The following is a 23,176-nucleotide window of genomic DNA, read 5'->3' as shown; positions in this document are numbered from 1 at the left end:
CGTTAGCTTTCGCCGCCGGCGTTGCCGGTGGTGCCGGCGTTGACGTCGAGCAGGCGGTACTTCTCGATCGCCTCGGCCGGAACCGAGGAGTCCATCTCGCCGCGGCGCACGAGCGATTCGAGCGCGCGCACGACCATGGAGGGACCGTCGATCTTGAAGTAGCGGCGTGCCGCGGCGCGGGTGTCGCTGAAACCGAAGTCGTCGGCGCCGAGCGTCGCAAAGTCGCCGGGAACGAACTGGCGGATCTGGTCGGGAACGGCGTGCATGTAGTCGGTCGTCGCGATGAACGGACCCTGGGTGCGCGACAGCTTGCTCGTCACATAGGGGATCCAGCGCTCCTCCTTCGGGTAGAGGAAGTTGTGTTCCTCGGCCGCGAGGCCCTCGCGACGCAGCTCGGTCCACGAGGTGACCGACCAGACGTCCGCCGAGACACCCCAGTCCTGCGCGAGCAGGTGCTGGGCCTCGAGCGCCCACGGAACCGCGACACCGGAGGCCAGCAGCTGGACCTTCGGACCCTCGGTCTCACCGGTCTTCAGCAGGTAGAGGCCGCGGAGGGCGCCCTCCTCGTCGAAGTTCTCGGGGACGGCGGGCTGCTGCAGCGGCTCGTTGTAGAGCGTGATGTAGTACATGACGTTCGGGTCGGGGTGCGTTCCGCCGTACATGCGCTCGAGGCCGGCCTTGACGATCGCGCCGATCTCGTAGCCGTAGGCGGGGTCGTAGGACACCACGGCGGGGTTGGTCGAGGCGAGCAGCAGCGAGTGACCGTCGGCGTGCTGCAGGCCTTCGCCGGTCAGTGTCGTGCGTCCCGCGGTGGCGCCCATGATGAACCCGCGGGCCATCTGGTCGCCGGCTGCCCACATGGCGTCGCCGGTGCGCTGGAAGCCGAACATCGAGTAGAAGACGTAGACCGGGATGAGCGGCTCGCCGTTCGTCGCGTACGAGGTTCCGGCCGCGGTGAACGCCGAGAAGGCGCCCGCCTCGTTGATGCCGACGTGCACGATCTGGCCCTGCGGGCTTTCCTTGTAGGCGAGCAGCTGTTCGCGGTCGACCGACGTGTAGTTCTGCCCGTTCGGGTTGTAGATCTTGGCGGTCGGGAAGTACGCGTCCATGCCGAAGGTGCGTGCCTCGTCGGGGATGATCGGCACGATGCGGTGGCCGAAGTCCTTGGCGCGCAGCATGTCTTTCAGCAGTCTGGCGAACGCCATGGTGGTGGCGATCTCCTGCTTGCCCGAACCCTTCTTCGCGATGTCCCAGGCCGACTCCTCTGGGAGGGCGATCTGGGTGTACTTCGACCGGCGCTCGGGCAGGTAGCCGCCGAGCGCGCGGCGGCGCTCGTGCATGTACTGGATCGCCTCGTCGTTCTCACCGGGGGTGTAGTACGGCGGCTGGTACGGGTTCTCTTCGAGGGCCGCGTCGGTGATCGGGATGCGCATCTCGTCGCGGAACTGCTTGAGGTTGTCGAGCGTCAGCTTCTTCATCTGGTGGGTCGCGTTGCGGCCCTCGAACGACGGGCCGAGGCCGTAGCCCTTGACCGTCTTCGCGATGATGACGGTCGGCTGGCCCTTGTGCTCGGTCGCCGCCTTGAAGGCCGCGTAGACCTTGCGGTAGTCGTGGCCGCCGCGCTTGAGGTTCCAGATCTGCTCGTCGGAGTAGTCCTTGACCATCTCGAGCGTGCGGGGGTCGCGACCGAAGAAGTTCTCGCGCACGTAGGCGCCGCTCTCGGCCTTGTAGGTCTGGTAGTCGCCGTCGGGGGTGCGGTTCATCAGGTCGCGCAGGGCGCCCTCGGTGTCGTTCTTGAGCAGGTCGTCCCACTCGCGGCCCCAGACCACCTTGATGACGTTCCAGCCGGCACCGCGGAAGAAGCTCTCCAGCTCCTGGATGATCTTGCCGTTTCCGCGCACGGGCCCGTCGAGGCGCTGCAGGTTCGCGTTGATGACGAAGTTGAGGTTGTCGAGACCCTCGTTGGCGGCCCACTGCAGGGCGCCGCGGCTCTCGACCTCGTCCATCTCGCCGTCGCCCAGGAACGCCCAGACCTGCTGGTCCGAGGCGTCTCTGATGCCGCGGTTGGTGAGGTAGCGGTTCGCCTGCGCCTGGTAGATCGCGTTGATCGGGCCGAGGCCCATCGACACGGTCGGGAACTGCCAGAAGTCGGGCATAAGGCGGGGGTGCGGGTAGCTCGAGAGGCCGCCGGTGAAGTGCGACTTCTCCTGGCGGAAGCCGTCGAGCTGGTCGGTCGACAGGCGTCCCTCGAGGAAGGCGCGGGCGTACATGCCGGGGGAGGCGTGACCCTGGTAGAACACCTGGTCGGCGCCGCCGGGCGCGTCGTGGCCGCGGAAGAAGTGGTTGTGTCCGACCTCATACAGAGCTGCGGATGACGCGTAGGTCGAGATATGGCCGCCGACACCGATGCCGGGGCGCTGCGCGCGGTGCACCGTGATCGCCGCGTTCCAGCGGATCCAGGCGCGGTAGCGGCGTTCGAGGTCTTCGTTGCCCGGGAACTCGGGCTCGTTCTCGGGTGCGATCGTGTTGAGGTAGTCCGTCGTCGGCACCATCGGCACGCCCAGGTGGAGTTCCTTGGAACGCTTGAGAAGGCTCAGCATGATCTCGCGAGCACGCTGGTGTCCGTGAGCTTCGACGAGGGCGTCGAGTGATTCTTGCCACTCGGCGGTCTCCTCAGGGTCTCCGTCGATGTTGTTCACCGAGTATGGATCCTGGTCGTTAACCGTCACCGTTGACCTCTTCCTGGGTTGAGTCAGATCGTGCGAGCCGCCGTCGAGCAAGGATTACGCTGCCGGTTTTGTAGGACTACGCCAGAACATTCTATGCATCGCGAGAGGTTCCGGCTGGCACGCGCAATTGCGTCAATCTGCGCATTTGGCTGGAGCGAGCGTAGGATAACCAATCGTGTTTGCTCGACGTTGTTAGCCGGGCACGAAAGGACGCAATCATGGCTCTGGAGAACGACACCCAGGCACCCGACTTTGAACTCGCCAACCAGTTCGGCGAGCACGTTCGACTCGGAGAATTCAAGGGAAAGAAGCCGGTCGCACTGGTCTTCTTCCCCCTCGCCTTCTCCTCGACCTGCACCAGCGAGCTCTGCGGACTGAGCGAGAACCTCGCCATGTTCAAGAGCAACGGCGTCGAGCTGATCGGCATCTCCGCCGACTCCAAGGCGACGCTCCGCGCGTTCGCCGAGGCCGAGGGCTACGACTTCACCCTGCTGGCCGACTTCTGGCCGCACGGCGCCGTCGCCAAGGAGTACGGCGTGTTCCTCGAGGAGAAGGGCTACGCGAACCGCGCGACCTTCCTCATCGACATCAATGGCATCATCCGCGCGAGCTTCATCACCGCGCCGGGCGAGCCGCGTTCGATCGAGGAGTACCGCGCCGCCCTCGAAGAGATCGTGCCGGTTCCGGTCCACGCCTGATAGACCGGCCTCGGGTCATCCGGACTGCTTGAATGGTCGTATGACCGATCATCTCGGCGACCTCGCGGCATTCATCGCCGCCTCGCCCTCCTCGTTCCACGCCGCGGACGAATGTGCCCGCCGCCTCGAAGCCGCCGGTTTCTCGCGCCTCGACGAGACGGAGGAGTGGCCAGCCGAGGCCGGGAAGCGGTTCGTCGTGCGCGACGGTGCCGTCATCGCCTGGGTGCAGCCCGAGGGCGCGGCCGGCCAGACCCCGTTCCGCATCGTCGGCACGCACACCGACTCGCCCGGTTTCAAGCTCAAGCCGAAGCCGAGCACGGCCGCGCACGGTTTCCTGCAGGCCGGCGTCGAGGTCTACGGCGGGCCGCTGTTCAACTCGTGGCTCGACCGCGAGCTCGAGTTCGCCGGGCGCCTCGTCACGCTCGACGGGGACGAACACCTCGTACGCACGGGCCCGTTCCTGCGCATCCCGCAGCTCGCCGTGCACCTCGACCGCGCGGTGAACGAGGGACTGCGGCTCGACCCGCAGCAGCACCTCAACCCGGTCTACGGGCTGGGCGACCTGTCGACCGGCGATGTCGTCGGACACCTTGCGGGGTTGGCCGGCATCCGGGCGTCGGATGTCGCGGGGTACGACATCTCCGTCGCGGATACCGCACCCGGGGCCGTCTTCGGCCTCGACGGAGCGTTCTTCGCGGCCGGACGCATGGACAACCTGGTCTCCGTGCACGCCGGACTCGCGGCGGTCATCGCCACGCCGCTGGCCGCCGACCACGTGTCGGTGTTCGCCGCCTTCGACCACGAGGAGGTGGGCTCGGAGACGCGTTCCGGTGCCGCCGGCCCATTCCTGGCCGACGTGCTCGCCCGCATCGGCGACGGCCTCGGCGCCACCGCATCGCAGAGGCTGCGGGCGTTCGCCGCCTCCTGGTGCTTCTCCGCCGACGCCGGACACTCCGTGCACCCGAACTACGCCGAGCGCCACGACCCCGCGAACAAGCCGGTGATGGGGCGCGGCCCGCTGCTCAAGATCAACGCCAAGCAGCGCTACGCCACCGACGCGCGCGGCGCCGCCGAGTGGGCTCGTGCCTGCGCTTCGGCCGGTGTCGCGTACCAGGAGTTCGTCTCCAACAACGCCGTGCCCTGCGGGTCGACGATCGGCCCGCTCACGGCGACCAGGCTCGGCATCCGCACGGTCGACGTCGGCATCCCGCTGCTGTCGATGCACTCCGCGCGCGAGCTGTGCGCGGTGGGCGACCCCGCCGACCTCGCCGCGGCGCTCACGGCGTTCCAGCAGGCCTAGTCGAGCACGGCAGAGCTACCGGTGCGGCGGTAGTGCACTTGTGGCGGGTCGGGGCCGCGTCGCACCCGCCGCAAGTGCACTACCGCCGGCCCGCCCGCCGCCCGCCCGCCCGCCAGCCAGCCGGGCCCGCACCCCGCCACCGCCGCAACTCAGGCAGGATCTCGGATGCCACGGGGCGCGATCGTGCGGATCCGCGGAAACTCGGCCACGAGCATCCGCCCACCGGTTTTTCTGCCTGAATTGCGCTCGGAGTGACTGCCGCCCAGCCGACTGCCGCCCAGCCGACCGCCGCCCAACCGGCCGCAGCCTAGCCGAGCAGCGAGACCGCTCGAGCGATGACGAGTGCCAGGATCACGAACCCGGCGAACGACTCGATCAGCATCAGCAGTTTCGCCCGGTGCGAGAGCGGCATGGCGTCGGTCGGGCTGAACGCCATCGAGTTCGACGCCGAGAAGTACAGGTAGTCGACGTAACTCGCTGTCCAGTCCGAGGTGTTCGACGACCTCACGGCGACCTCCCGCACGGCGTCGTGGTCTTCGTCCTGCGGGAAGCGGAAGTCGGCCCGCGGCAGATCCGTTCGCTTCGCTTGGGTGCGGGTGACGGGGCCGCCGCGGTCCATTTCCCAGTAGATGAGCGCGAACACGATCACGTTGGTGATCCAGACCTGCGCGGCGGCGAGCAGCAGTCCCGGACCGTCGCTCTTGTCGGCGTGCACGAGCTCGTAGACGAGCTGCACGAGCGCGACGAGGTTGGCCGCTCCGAGAAACAGCACCTGGCCGACCGATAACCGACGCGACCACTTCGTCTGCCGGTGGAAGCGCAGCGGGTTCACCGCGATCAACGGGATGAACATCAGCGCGGCGATCGCCACCGCCGTGTAACGCAGCTCGGGCAGAAAGCTGCTCGGCAGCAGGGCGTACAGGACGATGGCGACGAGGAGAGCCGCCACCGCCGGCCAACGGTGTTCGGCGCGCGCGGCGCGCTCTGGGGTGGGGCTCACGGGCCCGAGTGTATGTCGTACTATGGAGATTCGTTGTTTCGCCCCGCGCGAATTGACGGGCCTTTAGCTCAGTTGGTAGAGCGCCACGTTTACACCGTGGATGTCATCGGTTCGAGCCCGGTAGGGCCCACAGTGAAAGCCCCCGCTCTGGCGGGGGCTTTTTTGTTAGCCGATGACGCCGATGTCCGAGACGGCTTGTGCCGAGGGGCATCGGGTGATGGTGTGGACGAAGCCACCATCCATCACGAGCAACAGGAGAACACCATGAGCGATGCAACCAGCGGCCGAGTGGAAGAGAACGACGACGTCTTCACCGACCCTGCGATTGACAAGCAGACCGTGACGAACGACGCGGTGGCGGGCGAGACCGTGATCGACACCGGCCACTACGCCGGCGCCACCGGGTCCGAGCCGCTCGAAGCCGAGCCCGAACTCCACGAGGGAACGATCGACCCCGACTCGATCGACCTGCGCGACGAAGAGTAGCGCGCACAGCGAGAGCCCCCGGCATGCCGGGGGCTTTTTCGTGTCCGCCGGGCAGAACGCCAAAACGTCCAGACGCGTTCAGTTCTTCGTAACTGTCGCGTCAGCGTCCACAACCTGCCGACCGTAGCCTCCCTCTCGGCCCGCACATCGAGCGCGCCCCGAGACGGACGAGATTGCGGATGCGAACCACTACCCAAACACTGAGAAACCTGACCGTGATCACCGGCGCCTTCGCGCTGATGCTCGCTGTGTCGACCACCGTTCCCGTGCCGCCGGCCCTGGCGGTCACGGAGCCCGAGGGCGTCGGCGCACCCGAGCGCTTCCTGATCGAGAACGTGCACGCGGCGGGCAAGGTGCTCGAAATAGGCAACGATCTGGCCCAGACGACCGGTCCGGACAACGCCGTGACCGCCGCCGCCGCGATCTTCGCGCGCGCGACGGCACCGGCCGCGCTGTCGGCCCAGGCGGTCACCGCCTACCCCGTGTTGGGAAAGACCGCCACCTACGTGTTCGCCAACACCGTCGGCGAGGTTCTCGTGCGGGAGGCGAATGACTCTCTGAACTTCCGGTACCTCAGCACGTCGACCGCGGGCATCAGTGCCGCCGCCCAGAACCCGTACGCCCAGTGGACGGCCGTGGATGCGGGCGGCGGAGCGGTCTACCTGCAGAATGTGCAGAAAGACCCGAGCGGCCGCACGGCAGCCCTCGACATGTACGACTGGAAGACGGACGACGGCTCGCAGATCCAGACCTACGACGCGGGCACGGCCGCCGTGCAGAAGTGGCTGATGCGTTCGCTCACGCCCGAGGTGGAGTCCTTCTCCGGCCGCACCGACACCGGCGTCACCCCCACGCCTCCGACGTCACGCACCGCGAAGTACAGCTGGGGTACGACGGCGCCCCTCACGTCGATCGTCTGGACCATGCCCGACCCTGCGGTGTGGGCCATCGATGGCACGGTCACCGTCAACGGAACGGGCACGGGGTACTTCGGTGAAGCCGTGCCGCTCACGGCCAGCTACACCGTCGGCTCCCTCGGGGCCGCCGTCGACGCGACCATCAGCGGGCACGCGGGAATCACCGTGAAGCAGCTGCGCATGCTCGAACCGACGCGCGTGCAGCGCACGGTCTCCGGTTCCACCAGCACGGTCTCGGCGCCCGTCACGTGGGACTGGGCCGGCATCACCGACGACACGACAGCGCGGGCGGGTACCTTCACCGTGCCGGCGACCGCGGGCACCGGCTTCACGGCCAAGCTCGTCGTCACGATCGTCGCGACGGCGAACGTGAACATCGCCCGCGGCGCCGGCGTGCACTTCGGTGCGTTCTTCGGTGAAGGCGCCGCCCTCAACGACGGCAACCGCGATCGCGCCGGATTCTCCGACTGGAGAAGCGGGGGAGCGACCAACCGGGTCACCACGAACAAGGTCATGTACTTCTTCGACCAGCCGCGCCAGATCACCGGCGCCGCCGTCTTCGACCGCGGCACCGACGCCAAGCTCAACGTGGGCACCGCCACGGTGCAGTACCGCAACCTGACCGGCGGGTGGGTCGACCTGCCAGCCACGAACACGGTCTGGCCGTACGTCAACACCACGCCGAAGCTCGAGCTGACCGTGGACAGCGCCCCCGTGCTCGCCACGGGCGCGCGCGTCGTCTTCTCGGTCAAGTCGACCGCCACCTGGATGTCCCTCTCCGAGTTCGAGGTCTACGGCCCCGAGCTCGCCCCGACCCGCTGACCGCGGCTCGTCGTACCCCCACTTTTCGCAGCGCATTCTCACGAGGAAACCCCATGACATCCCACTCCCGCTCACGCACCCTGCGTCGGGCACTCGCCGCCTCGATCAGCACCGCCGTGGCCCTCGGCCTGGCGACCGCCGGCGCCGGCCTCGCCACCGCGGCGACGCCCGAGACGCCGCAGGTCGACCAGCGGTCGAGCTTCGTCCTCCCCGTCATCCCCGACACCCAGTTCTACTCGCGCTACAGCGCCTCGCAGTTCTATCCGAAGTACGGGACGAACCCGTTCGAGGTGCAGACAAAGTGGATCGTCGAGAACCAGGACGAACTGAACATGCCCTTCGCCGTGCACGTGGGCGACGTCGTCGACCAGCAGGGCGTCACGGGTGAGTGGGAGGCCGCCGACAAGGCGATGGACATCCTCACCGCCGGCGACGTCCCCTACTCGGTGATCCCGGGCAACCACGACGTGTCCGACATGAACGCGCGCTCGTCGACGGGCATCTCCGCCAACTACCGCGCCCGCTTCGGCGCCACGGCGATGGCCGCCCAGGCCTCGAAGACCGGCAGCACCCTGCTCGGCACCTTCCAGGACGGCCTCTCATCGGCGTACCTGTTCGAGGCCGAGGGGCACACCTGGATGTCGCTCGCGATCGCCTGGAACGCGTCGGACGACACCTTCGCCTGGGCGCAGGGCATTCTGAACCAGCACAAGAACGTGCCGGTCGTGCTCTCCTCGCACGCCATCATCAACATCGCCGAAGACCAGGCCTCGCCCGCACCGTGGTGGTGGGGCGACCTGCTCTGGGACACGCTCATCCGCAAGAACGACCAGATCATGCTGACGGTCAACGGCCACTTCCACGGGTCCACCCAGCAGACGCGCACGAACGACTTCGGCCACCCCGTGCACCAGATCCTGACCGACTACCAGATGGCGGCCGACGGCGGCAACGGCATCATGACGCTGTTCGAGTTCGACCTGACCAACCAGAGGATCGACGTCGAATCGGTCTCGCCCTGGGTCACGGTGAAGGACGCCGACTCGCGCGCCTCGTCCGACACCCCGGTGTTGACGGGACCGAACCAGTCGTTCAGTTTCGCCTTCGATTTCGACGGCCGTTTCGGCTGGAAAACGGATGCGACGCAGGAGGACGGCGCGGACCTCTCCGAGCTCGCCAAGACGATCGTGTCGAAGGGCTGGGTCGGTGACGGTGCGGGCGACGTGCGTGCTGCTGCCGGAGCCGCGAACGACTACGTCAAGGTCGACGGCACGGTAGCCCACTGGCGCTTCGGCGGCGTTCCGGAGGGCGTGGTCGACGAGACGACCGTCATCCCCGACATCGCCGGCTCGAGCCCGATGTACCGCAACGCGATCGACACGACCGACTCACCCGAGAAGCTCGAGGACGTCAACGTGACCCACGCCAATGCGGCGCACTACTCCGCCGACGCCGGGGCCGTCTGCTTCACCGACGCGACCAGGAACACGACGGGTCCCGACCGCCTGTCGTACATCACGACCGAGTACGGCGCCCCCGCCACGTTCGCCGACCTCGACGCCGCCGACGGCTACACCATCGAGACGTTCCTGCAGCTCGACGCCGAATGGACGGAGACCGCCAACCGTTGGAGTGCGGCGCTCACCCGCGGCGGCTCGCGCGAGTGGGCCGGCATCAACGACAGTTCCGACGCGGGCGCCGGTGTGTCCTGGTTGGGTATCTCCAACCTGCGCGAATACCAGTACTCGGCGGCCGACTCCGACTCGGGCAACAGCTACACGCTGTGGTCGGGCGAGATCATGCAGAGCGCCTGGCATCACGTCGCCATCGTCAACAACCCCGTCGCCGACACCGCCATCATGTATGTCGACGGTGTGCCCGTGCTGCGCAACGCCTCGAAGGTCGGGGGCATGATGGCCTCCGACTTCATGCCGTGGATCATCGGCGCATCGACCTGGGACTCCGAGGTCGAGCACGGCTGGAACGGCTGCGTCGGCGAGACACGAATCGTCGACCACGCCCTCGCCTCGAGCCAGTTCCTCTACAACCGGCTCGACATCGACGCCACCGGGCCGAACTTCGAGGTGACCACCGACCTCGGCGGTGTCTACCCGTCCGACGCGAGCATAACGACGTTCACCGGCAAGGGTCTCGCGGGCGCCTCGGTGCGCGTCGAACGCGAGGGAGCGATTGTCGGCAGGGCGGATGTCGCGGCCGACGGTTCCTGGACGGTGCGCCTCGACGCTCCGCTCACCGGCTCGGGGTCGTACGGCCTGACCTTCGTGCAGTCCATCGGCACCCGCGACGGCAGCGCGCGCCAGGCGGTGCTGGTGATCGGCGAGAGCAGCGCCTGGACGCCGTCCGACGCCGACCTCCTCGCCAGCCTCGAGGGCGACGTGACGGTCACCCCGAACCCGTTCACCGCGGGTGACGCGCTGACGATCACCGTGCCCGCGGGATACGAGGGCCAGACCGGCTACGTGTTCGCCTTCTCGACTCCCACCGCGCTCGGCGCGGCGAGGATCGGCGCGGATTCGACGGTCCGGGTCGTCACGCCCTCGAGCCTCCCCACGGGCGAACACCGCATCGCGGTCTACTCGTCCACCGGCGCGGTGCTCGGTTGGCAGCGCGTCAGCGTCGTGGCGGCCGTCGGCGACGGGCCCGTCGTCACGCCGATCGGCGATCCGATCGCGGCGGTTCCTGGCACCCCCGGCGCAAACCAGACGGGAACGGCGGGCACCCGGCCCGCGGCCGTCTCCCCGTCGGCCGCGGTCGGCGTGCTCGCCTACACGGGTGTGTCGATCTTCGGGACGCTCCTCGTGGCCGCGGCCGCGCTCATCATCGGCGGGATCCTCCGCGCCCGCGGCACGCGTCGCGCCCACTAGGCGCCGCGCACGGCGACCGGGGACGCACTGCTGCCGACTGCAGCGGTGCGTCCCCGTGCTCGTGCCCGGCCCTAGAGTGACGGGGTGGGCAATTCTCGGGGCACGACCGCGGGCACACTGGCGCTCGTCGCCGCCTCCGTGCTCTGGGGCACCACGGGCACGGCCGCAAGCTTCCTCGCTGACGACGTGAGCCCGCTCGCCATCGGCGCGAGCACCATGGCGCTCGGCGGCATCCTGCTCTTCGGCGTTTCGGCCAGGTCCGCCGTCGCCGCCCTGCGCGATTCGGCCGCGCGTCGCTGGCTGGCCATCGGGGCGGTGGGGGTCTTCGTCTACACCCTCGCGTTCTACAGCGCCATGGATCTCGCCGGCGTCGCCATCGGCAACGTCGTCGCGCTCGGCTCGGGCCCGGTCTTCGCGGCGGTCTTCGAGTGGGTCTGGGAGCGGCGCGGGCTCTCCGCCCGCTGGGTGGTGGCCACGGCGATCGCGGTTTCGGGCATCACCCTGTTGAGCTTCGGACGCCACGCGGATGACACGTCGGAATCGTCCGGCATCGGGGCGGGTGTCCTGCTCGGCCTTCTCGCCGGTGTGGCGTATGCGCTCTACACCTACGCATCGAGCCGCGCGATCGCCGTCGGCCACGACGGTCGCAGTGTCATGGGCGGCATGTTCGGGCTCGGCGCCGTCGCTCTGCTGCCCGTGCTGCTGACGCTCGGCGCTCCGCTGCTCCAGTCGGCGCAGAGCGTGGGCATCGCGGCCTACCTCGCCGTCGGCCCGATGTTCGTCGCGTACCTGCTATTCGGCTACGGCCTCACCCACATGCGCAGCAGCGTCGCCACGACCGTGACACTCATCGAACCACTCGTCGCCACCCTGCTCGCCGTGCTCGTGGTGGGGGAGCGGCTGGAGTTGCTCGGCTGGGCGGGTCTCGCACTCATACTCGGCGGCGTAACAGTGCTGATTACGGCTCGGCAACCGCCCAAACCGCGCACGGCGTTCTAAGATTTCGGCATGAACAGCACGGGCGACACACGAGGCGACGACGTGAACGGCGTCGATCACATCGACTCGTCGGCCGAAGAAGAGTTCGCTCCGCCCCGGATTCGCCGCTCGACCTACACGCCGCCGCCGCAGTATCGCGAGGCAGTGGTGCCGGTGGCGGCTCCCGCCGAACCCGTTGTGACCGTTGCGCCTCCCGTGCAGGCCGCGCCGCCACAGGCGCCCGCTGCCCCCGAACCTCAGCAGGAATCGCCGCCGACGTGGGCGCCTCCCGTGACCCGGCCCGCTGCGGCCGACCCGGCTCCCGCGGTCCAGCCCGCGGCGATCCAGGCCCCGCCCGTGGTCCAGGCCCCGCCCGTGATCGAGACCCCGCCCGTGATCCAGACCCCGGTCTGGACCGCACCGCCCGCCGCTCCCGTCGCCGAGCCGCTCACGGCCGCGCCCGTCTGGACGCCCCAGGCAGACCTGCCCGCCGAGCCACCGGTCGAGCCGACGTCGCCGTACCGCCCGTGGACGCCCGACACCCACGTCGACGCCGACGCGTACTGGAACACGGTGCGGCCGCCGACCTATTCGCCCGACGACAACGGCCCAGACGCCGAGCCGCTCCCACCCGCGCCCGTGTGGTCTCTCGACACCGGTCTGCCCGAGCGGACCGAGCTGCCGAACACCCCGCCGGCGCCGCGCAACGATCCGTACCGCCCCTGGACGCCCGAGCCCTTCGCCGAGACGACCCCGCTGTGGAACGCGTTGTTCCCCGACGCCCCTCCCACCCCGGTCGGCACCGAGACCCCGGTCGGCACCGAGACCCCGGCCGCCCAGACAACGCCACCGCAGACCCGGGCACCGGAGGTTCCGGCACCCGAGCCCACCGAGCCAGAGCCCGCCGCGCCGGAACCCACCGCCGCCGAGCCAGCCGCACCGACGGGCTATATGACCCCCGACGATGAGGCCGCCACCCTCGCAGCGCACGCGCCGCCGGCCGGACAGCCGTGGATTCCGCAGCGGCGCTCGCTTCCCGACGACGAACTCCTCAGCGTGCTCGAGGCGACCGACAGCAGGCCCGGCGGCACCCTCAGCGCCATGGATGCCCTCGAGAACGAAATGCGCCTGCGCGAGGAAGAGGTGCAGGAGTACCGCGAGTGGGAGAACTCCATGCTCGCCGTCGGTACACCCGAGGCACTCGCCGTCGTGGAGCAGGTGCGGCCGGAGTTCAGCGCGATCGTCATCCCCACCGAGCTGGTTCCCACCCAGGCGATCCCGATCCAGTATCCGGCGGACGACCAGCTGCCGCCGCGCTCCGAGAACCCGGTAGAGCCCGCGCCGGTAGAGCCGCTCCCGGTGGAGCCCGAGCCCGAGCCCGACGAGGCCGAGCACGACATGCCGCAGTCCTGGTTCGACGCCCTGGCGAACCCGTCCGCACCCGAGGAAGCCGACGACGAACACGACATCGTGCGCGACATCGAACGCGACGCCCCGGCGCCGGTCGTCGAAGCCGCCCCGGTAGCGCCGGTGGCGGTGCCCACCGGCTATCCGGTGCCCAAGTTCGACGAACTCATCGCCGTCGACACACCGCCCGATCCGCCCGCCGAGCCGTCGGCCCAGACGGCGGTCGAAGTCGCGCCGGAGGAGAAACGAAAGCGCCCTTTTGGCGTCGCCGTCGTTGACGGCAGCCCCCAGGACCCCGCAGCCGCTCCCGCGGTAGCGCCGGCGCGCGTCGCCGTCTTCACCCTCGAGCAGTCGGGAGAGCGGCCCACACCGCGGGAATTGCGAACCGGCCACGCCGCTCGGCTGTTCTGGCTCTGGTTCGCCGCCAATTCCTCGGTGGTGAGCCTCGGCATGGGCGCTATGGTGTTCGCGCTCGGAATGAGCCTGCGGCAGTCGGTGGTGGCGACCCTCGCGGGGGTCGCGCTGTCGTTCATCCCGCTCGGACTCGGCACGCTGGCCGGTAAGCGCAGCGGGCAGCCCACGGTGGTGGTGTCGCGGGCGGCCTTCGGCATCGTCGGCAACCTGTTACCCGCCGCGCTCGCCCTCGTGTCGCGGGTGTTCTGGGGCGCCGTGCTGCTCTGGCTCTTCGCGTCATCCGTCTCGTCCAGCGTCGGGAGCGGCGGATCCACGGCCGGACTCGTGGTTGTCTTCATCGTCGTCGGAGTCATGCTCGCCGTGGTCGTCGCGTTCCTCGGCTACTGGTTGCTCGCCCGTGTGCAGTTGATCGTGAGCATCGTGTCGGCCGTGCTCATCGTCGGCTTCGTCGCCCTCAGCTGGCAGCGGGTCGACTTCGCCGCGGCGCTCTCGGTGACCGACGGACCGTGGGTCCTCGTGCTCACCGGAGCGGTCGCCGTGTTCGCGTTCCTCGGCCTGGTCTGGGCCAACAGCGCGTCCGACCTCGCCCGCTACCAGCGGCCGGGCGCGTCGGCTGGCTCCAGCGGATCGAACATGCTCTGGGCCGGATTCGGCACGACGCTGCCGAGCTTCCTGCTGGTGGCCTACGGCGCGCTGCTCGCGGCCTCCGACGCGGCGCTCGGCTCCGCGCTCATGAGCGACCCGGTGAACGCACTCTCGTCGATCCTTCCCGGATGGTACGCGGTTCCCCTCATCGTGGTGACCGGCTTCGGGCTGCTCTCGGGTGTCGTGCTGTCGACCTACTCCGGCGCCTTCGCTCTGCAGGGCGTCGGCGTGCGCGTCGAACGCCAGTGGGCGACGCTCGTCGTCGGCGCGCTCCTCGCGGTGGCCGCCGTGGCGTTCAGCCTCGCCGACGTCGACCTCGTCGACGTGTTCCGCGACCTCGCCACCACGATCGCCGTTCCGGTGGCAGCCTGGGCGGGGATCTTCGCCGCCGACACCATGATCCGCAACCGGCCCTTCCACACCGACTCGCTGCTGCGCGCCGGGGGCGTCTACCCGAACGTCAACTGGATCAACCTGCCCGCCCTCGTCGTCATCACGGCGGTCGGCTGGGCATTCACCTCCGCGACGGTCGCCGGGCTCGGCTGGCAGGGGTTCGGTTTCTCGCTCGTCGGCGTAACCCTCGACGGCGACTTCGCCGGCAGCGATGTCGGGGTGCTCATCGCGCTCGTCCTCGGGATCCTCACGCCGATTGTCACCGGTATCGGCACGATCCGCCGACAGGAAGCAGCCGCGCGCCAATTAGGTCGCGCGACGCCAAAGTAGAATCGACGCATGCTCCACACACTCGCCGAGGTCAACGCGGTCGCCGAAACACTCTGGCCGCTCTCCGGCACCGAGTCGTGGGACGCGCCAGGCCTGCTCTCGGGCGACCCGGCGCGCACCGTCTCCTCGATCCACCTCGCCGTGGACGCCGTAGCCGACACTGTCGACGAGGCGGTCGCCGCGGGCGCCGACCTGTTGCTGGTGCACCACCCCTTACTGCTGCGCGGCGTGACCTCCGTCGCGGAAGACCGCTACAAGGGCGCGCTGCTCGCCACGCTCATCCGCGCCGACTGCGCGCTGATCGCCGCGCACACGAACGCCGACGTGGTCGAGTCCGGCACGTCCGCCGTCTTCGCCCAGAAGCTCGGCCTGCTCGACGCCACACCCATCGTGCCTTCCTCGTCGAACCCCGCCCACGGCCTCGGCCGCGTCGGCCGCCTCGCCACCCCGACCACCCTCGGAACGCTCGCTCGCGAACTCGGCGACATCCTGCCCGCGACGGCCAGCGGCATCCGCGTCTCCGGCGACTTCGATGCTCCCGTCACGACCGTGGCGCTGTGCGGGGGAGCGGGCGACTCGCTGCTCTCCGACCCGGCGGTGCTCGCCGCCGACGTGTACATCACGAGCGATCTGCGCCACCACCCGGCCTCCGAGGCCCGCGAGAACGCGCAGCTCGGATCCGGCCCGGCGCTCATCGACGTCTCGCACTGGGCGAGCGAGTGGTTGTGGCTCGAGACCGCGGCCGCCGAATTGCGCGAAAGCCTGCCCGGAGTGACCGTGACGGTGAGCGATCTCCGCACCGACCCCTGGGATTTCGTTGTCCTCCAGTAATTCCCCAGATTTTTTCCGCACGAACAGAAAGTGGTGACGGCCTCATGGCTCTGAAAGCCAGTCCAGACGCGCAGGCGAGGCTCCTCGACCTGCAGGCCCTCGACACGAAGATCGCCCAGCTCACGCACCGGGCGAAGGGCTTGCCACAGCACGCCGCGATCGCGAAGCTCCAGACGGAGATCGACTCGCTGCGCATCGTGCTCCTCGAGCAGTCGGGTGCCCGTGAAGACGTTCTCACCGAGCTCGGACGCATCGAATCGGATGTCTCTCTCGTCACCGCCCGCATCGCGCGCGACACCGAGCGCGCCCAGCACTCCACCTCGGCGAAAGACGCCCAGGCGTTCGAGCACGAACTGGCCAACCTGGCCAAGCGCCAGTACGACCTCGAAGAGATCGAGCTGACCGTGATGGAGAAGCTCGAGGAACGCGAGAACGCCCTCGCAGCGACGAACGAGCAGATCTCGGCGTTGCAGGCGCAGATCGACGCGATCGTCGTCGAGCGCGACGCGGAGCTCGTCGGGCTGCAGGCCGACATCGTCGCGGCCGACGCCGACCGCGCGGCCATCGCCGGCACCGTGCCCGACGACCTGCTCGCGCTCTACGACAAGCAGCGCCTGCGTTACGGCGTCGGCGCCTCGCACCTGCGCTACGGCGTCTCCAGCGCGAGCGGCGTGAAGCTGCTCGAGAACGAGATGGCGGAGATCCGCGCCGCCGCCCCCGACGACGTGATCATGTGCGCCACGAGCGAGGGCATCCTGGTACGCACGAAGGAATCCGGGCTCTGAGCCCACCGGTAGACTTGCCTTCGAATGGGTCGGCAAGACGGTCGCGTGGTCTGGCAACAGACCCCGAGGAACGTCCGGGCTCCGCAGAGCAAGGCGGTGGGTAACACCCACCCGGGGTAACCCGCGAGACAGTGCAACAGAAAGCAGACCGCCCGCGGCGCAAGCCGAAGGTAAGGGTGAAACGGCGGTGTAAGAGACCACCAGCGGCCGGGGCGACCCGGTCGGCTATGTAAACCTCGCTAGGAGCAAGATCACACAGGAAGCGTTACGGGCTGCTCGTCCAGCTTCCGGGTAGATCGCTAGAGGCGTGCGGCAACGTACGTCGTAGATAGATGGCCGTCCAGCGCGCATCTCCGGATGCGCGTCAACAGAACCCGGCGTATCAGCCGGCCCATTCGCCCCCTTCGTCGTTAGAGCGGCCGCTTCATCTGCGTGGCCGTGACGGCGTAGCCGAGCGACTCGTACAGGTCTTTCGCGCCTGTGTTGTAGCCGAACACGTTCAGGCCGATGGCGGTGGCTCCGCGCTCTTTCGCCGCGACGTGTCCGAGCTCCAGCGCACGCCTCGCGTAACCGCGTCGACGGTGCGCCTCGGCGATCTGGATGTCGAACACCCACCAGTCCGTGCCGCCGGCGGGGAGCGGCCCCAGCCAGAGGTCGCCGACGACCGCGTCATCCGACCACACGTCGAAAACGAGGTGGGTGTCGAGCGGTCGGCCGCCCGGGAAGTTCTCGCGGCGGGAGGCGAGCGCCTTCTCGGTCGCGACCTCGCGGGATTCCCCGGCCAGCATGCGCGACTCGAGGTAGTCCGTGTGGCGGGCTTCTATCCAGTCGGTGAGGCGGCTCTGCGCCATGGGCTCGAGGCGAATCGTCATGCGGTCAGCCTAGGCGAGCAGCGAGAGGCGTTTCACGATCGCGTCCACCTCGGCACGTTCGCCCACGATGCTCACGGCGCTGACCGCGAGGTCGGCGGGGGCGGTCGTCGCGAGTTCCGCGAGGTAGCCGTCGTAGACCCGGTTGGTCTGCGCGGCGAGCGGCATGTCGACTACGAGCAGTCCGTCGACCGCGACGGCCTTCGCCCGGGCGTTCCCGAGCTTCTCAGCGCTCGTGGCGAGAACCGAACAGCCGGACCAGGGGAGTCCGGGGTGGTCGGTGCCCGCCGCGTCCGCACCGCCCCCGGCGATCAGGCCGTCGACGACCGCCCCCGTCGCGGCAGACACGCAGGCGACGGCGTTGACCATCCGGCCGGGAGGCGTGTCGCGGTCGACGATCACGACCCACTTCAGGCGGGCGGCGCGGGTGGCATCGCCGGTGTTGATTTCGTCCGGGGAAAAGGCGGGTGTGGTCATTGAGTTCCTGTTCGTACGGGTTTAGAGCCCCATGCTAAGCAGGCGTAATGTGATCTGTGAAACCTCTCGGATTAAGTACGGAAGCAGGCCCCCCATGACCGCGCTGGACGCACTAGATACGGCGATACTGGCCGAACTGCAGTCGGATGCACGGCGCAGCAACCGCGACGTCGCCTCCGCCGTCGGAGTCTCCCCGACCACGGCCCTCGACCGCACCCGCGCCCTGCGCGACCGCGGCGTGATCACCGGAGCGAGCCTCGACGTGGACCTCTCCGCCATCGGCCGCCCGGTGCAGGCGATGATCGCCGTGCGCATCCGACCGCCGTCGCGACGCAACATCGAGAACTTCCGCAACTGGGCGAGCGCCCTGCCCGACACCCTCGGCGTGTTCGTCACCTCGGGTAACGAGGACTTCCTCATCCACGTCGCCGTGCCCGACAACGACAGCCTCTACGCGTTCGTGATCGACAAGCTCACCGAGCGTGCCGAGATCGCCGACGTGCGCACGTCGATCGTGTACGAGCACCTGCGCAATCGCGCGATCTCGCCGGTGGTCTAGACGGCGTGCTCCAGGCCGTCCTCCGCCGCGTTCTCGCCCTCGAGCAGCGCCTTCAGCGTGTGCAGGTCGGCGGCGATCGTCGCGGCGTCGTGTTCGAACTCCTCGTCGGACTGGTCGTCGGAGCGTCTCAGGGTGAAGATCACCTCGCTGGCCGTCCCGTGCTGGATGACGCGCATGGGGTTGTAGAAGATCTCGCCGCTCGCAAGGGTCACCGTGTGGTCGAGCACACCGAGATCGTTGGGCTCGGCGAACCGGATCGTCAGGCGCCCCATCGGCGATTCCACCACCCACTCGTCGTCGACGAGCTCGATGCTGTCGCCGATCCCGCTCGCCCACGCGGGCAGGTTGGTGTGGTCGGAGGTGTAGCCGTACACCTCGTCGGGTGGTCGGTTGACGTCGACGGAGATGTGCCGTGATTCGGATGCCATGGGTCCAGTCTCCCGCGCCCCACCGGTTCGGTCTAGATTGGGCCCATGGATGGCACAGCCGCGGTCGATTCGTATATGGACTCGCTCGATCACCCGTTCGCCACGGAGTTGCAGACGGTGCGCCAATACATCCTGGCCGCCCACCCGCGCGTGACCGAACGCATCAAGTGGAAGTCGCCGAGCTTCCACGTCGGCACAGACGACCTCGGCGCCTTCGAGTTGCGGCCCACCGGCTTTCTGCGGCTCATCCTCGTCTTTCCCTACGGTCTGGTCGCGGATCCGACCGGGCTGATGACCGGGACCTGGGCGGACCGCCGCGAGCTGCGGTTCACCAGCGCCGCGGACGTCACGGCAAAACGCTTCCCGCTGCAGCACGTCGTGCGCGACTGGGTGGCGCTGCTGCCCGAGTCCGTCTAACCGCCGGCGGGCGCGAACCGGTAGCCCATGCCCGCCTCGGTGAGCAGGAAGCGCGGCTTCGACGGCTCCGCCTCGAGTTTCTTGCGCAGCTGCGCGAGGTACAACCGCAGGTAGCCGGTGTCGGTGGTGTACTGCGGCCCCCACACCTCGGTGAGCAGGGTCTCGCGGGTGACGAGCCGGTCGGGGTTGCGCACGAGCACCTCGAGCAGGCGCCACTCGGTCGGTGTGAGTCGCACCGTCGCGCCCGAGCGGCTGACAACGTGGGCGGCCAGGTCGACGGTGACGTCGCCGAAGGTGACGACCGGTTCATCCGTGGCCGTCGGCGTCCGACGTCCGAGGGCGCGGATGCGCGCGAGCAGCTCGTCCGCGGCGAACGGCTTGGTGACGTAGTCGTCGGCGCCGGCATCCAGCGCCTCGACTTTGTCGAGCGAGTCGCTGCGCCCGGAGACGACGAGGATGGGCACGCTCGACCAGCCGCGCACCCCCTCGATCACCTCGATTCCGGTGAGTCCGGGCATGCCGAGGTCGAGCACGATGATGTCGGGGTGACCGTCGGCGGCCAGACGCAGGGCCTCGCGCCCGTCGCTCGCCGTCAGCACGTCGTAGCCCCGGGCCGACAGGGTGATCCGGAGCGCACGCAGGATCTGCGGGTCGTCGTCGGCGATCAGAATTTTCACGGGGCATCCGTTGTCGAGAGCGGGAGGGCGACGACCATGGTCAGTCCTCCACCCGGGGTGTCTTCGGGCTCGAGCGTACCGCCCATGGCTTCGACGAAGCCCTTCGACAGGGCGAGGCCGAGGCCGACTCCCGTCGTGTTGTCGGTGTCGCCGAGCCGCTGGAACGGCACGAACACGTCGTCACGGCGCTCGGCGGGGATGCCGGGACCGGCATCGATCACGCGCAATTCGACCCGTCCGCCGAACTCGCTCGTCGCGATTACCGGCGCGGTACCGTCCGGCGAGAAGCGCAGCGCGTTGGCGAGGAGGTTCACGATCACCCGCTGCAGCAGCACCGGGTCCGCCGACACCGCGTGCAGGTCGGACGCGAGTTCGAGCCGCACCTCTCCCGGCGAGGTGCCGAGTTCGTCGAGGGCCCCGAGGACGACCTCGTCGACCGCCGTCGGTTCGACCGAGACCCCCAGCACTCCCGCCTGCAGGCGGGAGGCGTCCAGCAGTTTCGTGACGAGCGAGGCGAGGCCGTCGAGGCTCTCCTCCGCGGTCTCGAGCAGATCGGCGCGGTCGGCGGCGGAGAGCTCGACCTCGGTGGAGCGCAGGCTGGTGACCGCTGCGGTGGCGGCGGCGAGCGGGCGGCGCAGGTCGTGACCGACGGCGGCGAGCAGGGCGGTGCGCAGGCGGTCCGCTTCGGCGAGCGGCCGCATGCCCTCGGCTTCCGAGACGAGCGAGCGGCGCTGCAGGGCCGACTCGATCTGGGAGAGGAATGCTTCGAGGATGCGCCTGTCCGACGGCGGCAGATCGGGTCCGCGGAGGTACAGATGGGCGGTCTCGCCGAGCGGTAGGTCGGTCTCCACGTCGTCGGGGGACGCGAGGTCGGCATCGGTGGCCGTGTGGAGGGCGACCCCGCGGTCGTAGACGATGACGCTCGTCATGCGGAAGGCCTCGCGCATGCGCGTCACGAGGGCCTCGAGGGCGTCCTGCCCCTGCAGCACACTGCCGGCGACCGTCGCCAGGGTCTCCGATTCGGCGAGCGCTCGGGCGGCCGCGCGCGACCGGCGTGCCGCCTGGTCGACGACGATGCTGACGAGCACGGCGACGATGACGAACACGACGAGCGCCACGAGGTGCAGCGGATCGCTGACGGTCATCGTGTACAGCGGCGAGACGAAGAAGAAGTCGAGGAGGAACCCGGCGAGCAGCGCGGAGACGAGAGCCGGCCAGATGCCGCCCACGAGCGCGACGACCACCACGAAGAGTTGGAAGGCGAGCACGTCGCTCGTGATCGACGCGTCGGTGCGCACGAGACCGAGCAGCCAGGTGACGACCGGCAAGCCGACCACGGCGAGCGCGAGGCCGGTGAGCCTGCGCTTCGTCGACAGGGCTCCGCCGACGCGGGGGAGCGATCGACGGCCCGCCGCGGCGTGCGAGACGATGTGCACGTCGATGTCGCCGGCCTCCCGGATCACCGCCGCGCCGTTACCGGACCCGCTGAGCAGGGTGCTGAGCCAGCCGCGCCGGCTGACGCCGATCACGAGCTGGGTGGCGTTGACGCTGCGTGCGAACTCGACGAGCGCCTTGGAGATCTGCTCGCCGACGACCTGGTGGTAGCTGCCGCCGAGGGTTTCGACGAGCTGGCGCTGTGCGGCGAGCACGCCCGGGTTGATCTCGGCGAGGCCGTCGGTCGTCGTCACGTGCACGGCCAGCAGCTGGCCGCCGCTCGACCGGGCCGCGATGCGGGCGCCTCTGCGCAGCAGCGTCTCGCCCTCCGGGCCGCCGGTGAGCGCGACGACGACCCGCTCGCGTGCCTCCCACTTGGAGTCGATGCCGTGCTCGGCGCGGTACTTCTGCAGCGCGCTGTCGACCTCGTCGGCGAGCCAGAGCAGGGCCAGTTCGCGGAGCGCGGTCAGGTTGCCCAGCCGGAAGTAGTTCGACAACGCCGCGTCCACCCGCGCGGCGGGATAGACGAGTCCCTCGCCGAGGCGGTCGCGCAGCGACTGCGGCGCGAGGTCGACCAGCTCGACCTTGTCGGCGCCGCGCAGAACGGCGTCGGGGATCGACTCGCGTTGTGTCGCGCCGGTGATCTGCTGCACGACGTCGTTGAGGCTCTCGATGTGTTGCACGTTCACCGTCGACATGACGTTGATGCCCGCCGCGACCAGCTCTTCCACGTCTTGCCAGCGCTTGCCGTTGCGCGACCCCGGCGCGTTCGTGTGCGCGAGTTCGTCGACGAGCGCCCAGGCCGGCCGGCGGGTGAGCACGGCGTCCAGGTCCAGTTCGGTGAGCGACACCCCCCGATGCTCGACGGCCGTCCGCGGCACGACCTCGAGGCCGTCGACCAGGGCGGCGGTGGCGGCGCGGCCGTGGGTTTCCACGACCGCGACCACCACGTCTTTGCCCGCCGCGGCGAGGCGTCGCCCCTCCTCGAGCATGGCGTAGGTCTTGCCGACGCCCGGGGCGGCGCCGAGCAGCACGACCAGCCGACCGCGGCTCATGCCGGGTGTGCCGTTCGGTTAGTCATTACTGTCCAGATCTGCGAGGGCAACATTCAGCTCGAGCACGTTCACCGTCGGTTCGCTGAGGTAGCCGAGGTCTCCACCCTGAATCTTAGACTCGACCAGCGCCGCCACCTCCGACTCGTCGAGACCGCGCTCCGCCGCGACCCGGGCGACCTGGAGCCGCGCGTAGACGGGACTGATCGCCGGGTCGAGACCGGATGCGGACGCGGTGAGCGCGTCGGCCGGGACCGAGGCCGGGTCGACGCCCTCGAGGGACGCGATCGACTCCCGTCGCTGCGCGATGGCCTCGAGCAGGTCGGTGCTCTCCGGGCCCTGGTTGCTGCCCGTCGAGCCCTGGCCGTCGTAGCCGGCCGCCGAGGGACGGGACTGGAACCACTCGGGCAGCGCGGCGCCGTCAGCATCCGCGAAGCTCTGCCCGATCAGGCTCGAACCGACGGTCTCGCCGTCGACGGTCAGGACCGACCCGTTGGCCCGGGCGCCGAAGGCGATTTGCCCGACGCCGGTGATGGCGAGGGGGTAGACGACCCCGAGCAGGAGGGTGAACACCGCGAGGATGCGGATGGCGACCCAGTATTGGCGGATTGTTCCGCGTTGCGTAGACATTCTGGTTCTTCCT

The 23,176-nt window shown here is 69.3% G+C and carries 19 protein-coding genes, 1 tRNA gene and 1 other RNA gene; 13 read left to right on the top strand and 8 right to left on the bottom strand.

The genetic code is table 11. From position 1 onward, the window contains the following. Window positions 1-2: 2 nt before the first annotated feature. Window positions 3-2,729 (bottom strand): pyruvate dehydrogenase (acetyl-transferring), homodimeric type, encoded by a 2,727-nt coding sequence (gene aceE / locus IEV96_RS04925; RefSeq protein ID WP_188509558.1) that lies wholly within the window; start codon window positions 2,727-2,729, stop codon window positions 3-5. A gap of 218 nt (window positions 2,730-2,947) precedes the next feature. On the opposite strand from aceE, the gene IEV96_RS04920 reads away from it, so the two are divergent. Next, window positions 2,948-3,427, top strand: coding sequence for a peroxiredoxin (locus tag IEV96_RS04920; RefSeq protein ID WP_188509557.1), 480 nt, complete (start codon window positions 2,948-2,950; stop codon window positions 3,425-3,427). A 40-nt stretch (window positions 3,428-3,467) separates the two neighbouring features. Continuing rightward, window positions 3,468-4,727 carry a M18 family aminopeptidase gene (locus IEV96_RS04915; protein ID WP_188509556.1) on the top strand — a complete coding sequence of 420 codons (1,260 nt, stop codon included), beginning with the start codon at window positions 3,468-3,470 and terminating at the stop codon, window positions 4,725-4,727. Between the two features lie 307 nt (window positions 4,728-5,034). Here the strand turns inward: IEV96_RS04915 and IEV96_RS04910 are convergent, their stop codons facing one another. Then, on the bottom strand, window positions 5,035-5,727 hold the full coding sequence (locus IEV96_RS04910) for a DUF1345 domain-containing protein (protein WP_229733051.1): 693 nt from the start codon (window positions 5,725-5,727) through the stop codon (window positions 5,035-5,037). A 57-nt stretch (window positions 5,728-5,784) separates the two neighbouring features. On the opposite strand from IEV96_RS04910, the gene IEV96_RS04905 reads away from it, so the two are divergent. The 9 genes from IEV96_RS04905 to rnpB all read left to right on the top strand — a co-directional run bounded on the left by IEV96_RS04905 (window position 5,785) and on the right by rnpB (window position 17,018). Beyond that, window positions 5,785-5,857: transfer RNA gene (locus tag IEV96_RS04905), tRNA-Val, on the top strand. A gap of 134 nt (window positions 5,858-5,991) precedes the next feature. Next, on the top strand, window positions 5,992-6,213 hold the full coding sequence (locus IEV96_RS04900) for a hypothetical protein (RefSeq protein ID WP_188509555.1): 222 nt from the start codon (window positions 5,992-5,994) through the stop codon (window positions 6,211-6,213). A gap of 215 nt (window positions 6,214-6,428) precedes the next feature. Continuing rightward, window positions 6,429-7,952 carry an Ig-like domain-containing protein gene (locus IEV96_RS04895; RefSeq protein ID WP_188509554.1) on the top strand — a complete coding sequence of 508 codons (1,524 nt, stop codon included), beginning with the start codon at window positions 6,429-6,431 and terminating at the stop codon, window positions 7,950-7,952. A gap of 53 nt (window positions 7,953-8,005) precedes the next feature. Continuing rightward, window positions 8,006-10,837: a metallophosphoesterase gene (locus tag IEV96_RS04890; RefSeq protein ID WP_188509553.1), complete on the top strand. Its 2,832-nt coding sequence runs from the start codon at window positions 8,006-8,008 to the stop codon at window positions 10,835-10,837. An 84-nt stretch (window positions 10,838-10,921) separates the two neighbouring features. After that, the gene (locus IEV96_RS04885; protein ID WP_188509552.1) at window positions 10,922-11,836 is read left to right on the top strand and encodes a DMT family transporter; all 915 of its coding nucleotides are present in this window, start codon (window positions 10,922-10,924) and stop codon (window positions 11,834-11,836) included. A 9-nt stretch (window positions 11,837-11,845) separates the two neighbouring features. Then, entirely contained in the window at window positions 11,846-15,004 is a 3,159-nt protein-coding gene (locus IEV96_RS04880) for a cytosine permease (protein WP_188509551.1), read from the top strand. A gap of 9 nt (window positions 15,005-15,013) precedes the next feature. Next, window positions 15,014-15,835: a Nif3-like dinuclear metal center hexameric protein gene (locus IEV96_RS04875; protein WP_188509550.1), complete on the top strand. Its 822-nt coding sequence runs from the start codon at window positions 15,014-15,016 to the stop codon at window positions 15,833-15,835. 44 nt (window positions 15,836-15,879) lie between these two features. After that, window positions 15,880-16,620 carry a zinc ribbon domain-containing protein gene (locus IEV96_RS04870; RefSeq protein WP_188509549.1) on the top strand — a complete coding sequence of 247 codons (741 nt, stop codon included), beginning with the start codon at window positions 15,880-15,882 and terminating at the stop codon, window positions 16,618-16,620. A gap of 25 nt (window positions 16,621-16,645) precedes the next feature. Then, an RNA gene (rnpB, locus tag IEV96_RS04865) (RNase P RNA component class A) lies at window positions 16,646-17,018 on the top strand. Between the two features lie 12 nt (window positions 17,019-17,030). On the opposite strand, the gene IEV96_RS04860 is transcribed toward rnpB, so the two are convergent. Together IEV96_RS04860 and IEV96_RS04855 are read right to left on the bottom strand one after the other, a co-directional pair. Next, the gene (locus tag IEV96_RS04860) at window positions 17,031-17,492 is read right to left on the bottom strand and encodes a GNAT family N-acetyltransferase (RefSeq protein WP_188509548.1); all 462 of its coding nucleotides are present in this window, start codon (window positions 17,490-17,492) and stop codon (window positions 17,031-17,033) included. Between the two features lie 9 nt (window positions 17,493-17,501). Continuing rightward, window positions 17,502-17,966 (bottom strand): DUF2000 domain-containing protein, encoded by a 465-nt coding sequence (locus IEV96_RS04855; protein WP_188509547.1) that lies wholly within the window; start codon window positions 17,964-17,966, stop codon window positions 17,502-17,504. A 94-nt stretch (window positions 17,967-18,060) separates the two neighbouring features. Between IEV96_RS04855 and IEV96_RS04850 the strand changes: the two genes are divergently transcribed. After that, window positions 18,061-18,525: an Lrp/AsnC family transcriptional regulator gene (locus IEV96_RS04850; protein WP_188509546.1), complete on the top strand. Its 465-nt coding sequence runs from the start codon at window positions 18,061-18,063 to the stop codon at window positions 18,523-18,525. Here the strand turns inward: IEV96_RS04850 and IEV96_RS04845 are convergent. Then, a complete protein-coding gene (locus IEV96_RS04845) occupies window positions 18,522-18,953 on the bottom strand; it encodes an SRPBCC family protein (RefSeq protein WP_188509545.1) in 432 nt (143 codons plus the stop codon). The two genes, IEV96_RS04850 and IEV96_RS04845, sit on opposite strands and share 4 nt — an antisense overlap. Before the next feature lie 45 nt (window positions 18,954-18,998). On the opposite strand from IEV96_RS04845, the gene IEV96_RS04840 reads away from it, so the two are divergent. After that, window positions 18,999-19,370, top strand: coding sequence for a DUF1801 domain-containing protein (locus tag IEV96_RS04840; protein ID WP_188509544.1), 372 nt, complete (start codon window positions 18,999-19,001; stop codon window positions 19,368-19,370). Here IEV96_RS04840 and IEV96_RS04835 read toward each other — a convergent pair. The 3 genes from IEV96_RS04835 to kdpC are packed head-to-tail and all read right to left on the bottom strand — an operon-like array spanning window position 19,367 to window position 23,163. Further along, window positions 19,367-20,047, bottom strand: coding sequence for a response regulator (locus IEV96_RS04835; protein ID WP_188509543.1), 681 nt, complete (start codon window positions 20,045-20,047; stop codon window positions 19,367-19,369). The two genes, IEV96_RS04840 and IEV96_RS04835, sit on opposite strands and share 4 nt — an antisense overlap. Further along, window positions 20,044-22,536 carry a DUF4118 domain-containing protein gene (locus tag IEV96_RS04830; protein WP_188509542.1) on the bottom strand — a complete coding sequence of 831 codons (2,493 nt, stop codon included), beginning with the start codon at window positions 22,534-22,536 and terminating at the stop codon, window positions 20,044-20,046. The genes IEV96_RS04835 and IEV96_RS04830 overlap by 4 nt, the downstream gene beginning before the upstream one ends. Before the next feature lie 18 nt (window positions 22,537-22,554). Then, entirely contained in the window at window positions 22,555-23,163 is a 609-nt protein-coding gene (gene kdpC, locus IEV96_RS04825; protein WP_188509541.1) for a potassium-transporting ATPase subunit KdpC, read from the bottom strand. Between the last annotated feature and the right edge of the window lie 13 nt (window positions 23,164-23,176).

Origin of the sequence: Conyzicola nivalis, from assembly GCF_014639655.1 — a bacterium.
GTDB classification, from domain to species: domain Bacteria; phylum Actinomycetota; class Actinomycetes; order Actinomycetales; family Microbacteriaceae; genus Conyzicola; species Conyzicola nivalis.
Note: the sequence above shows the minus strand (reverse complement) of the source record. Positions and strands in the feature narration are given on the sequence as shown.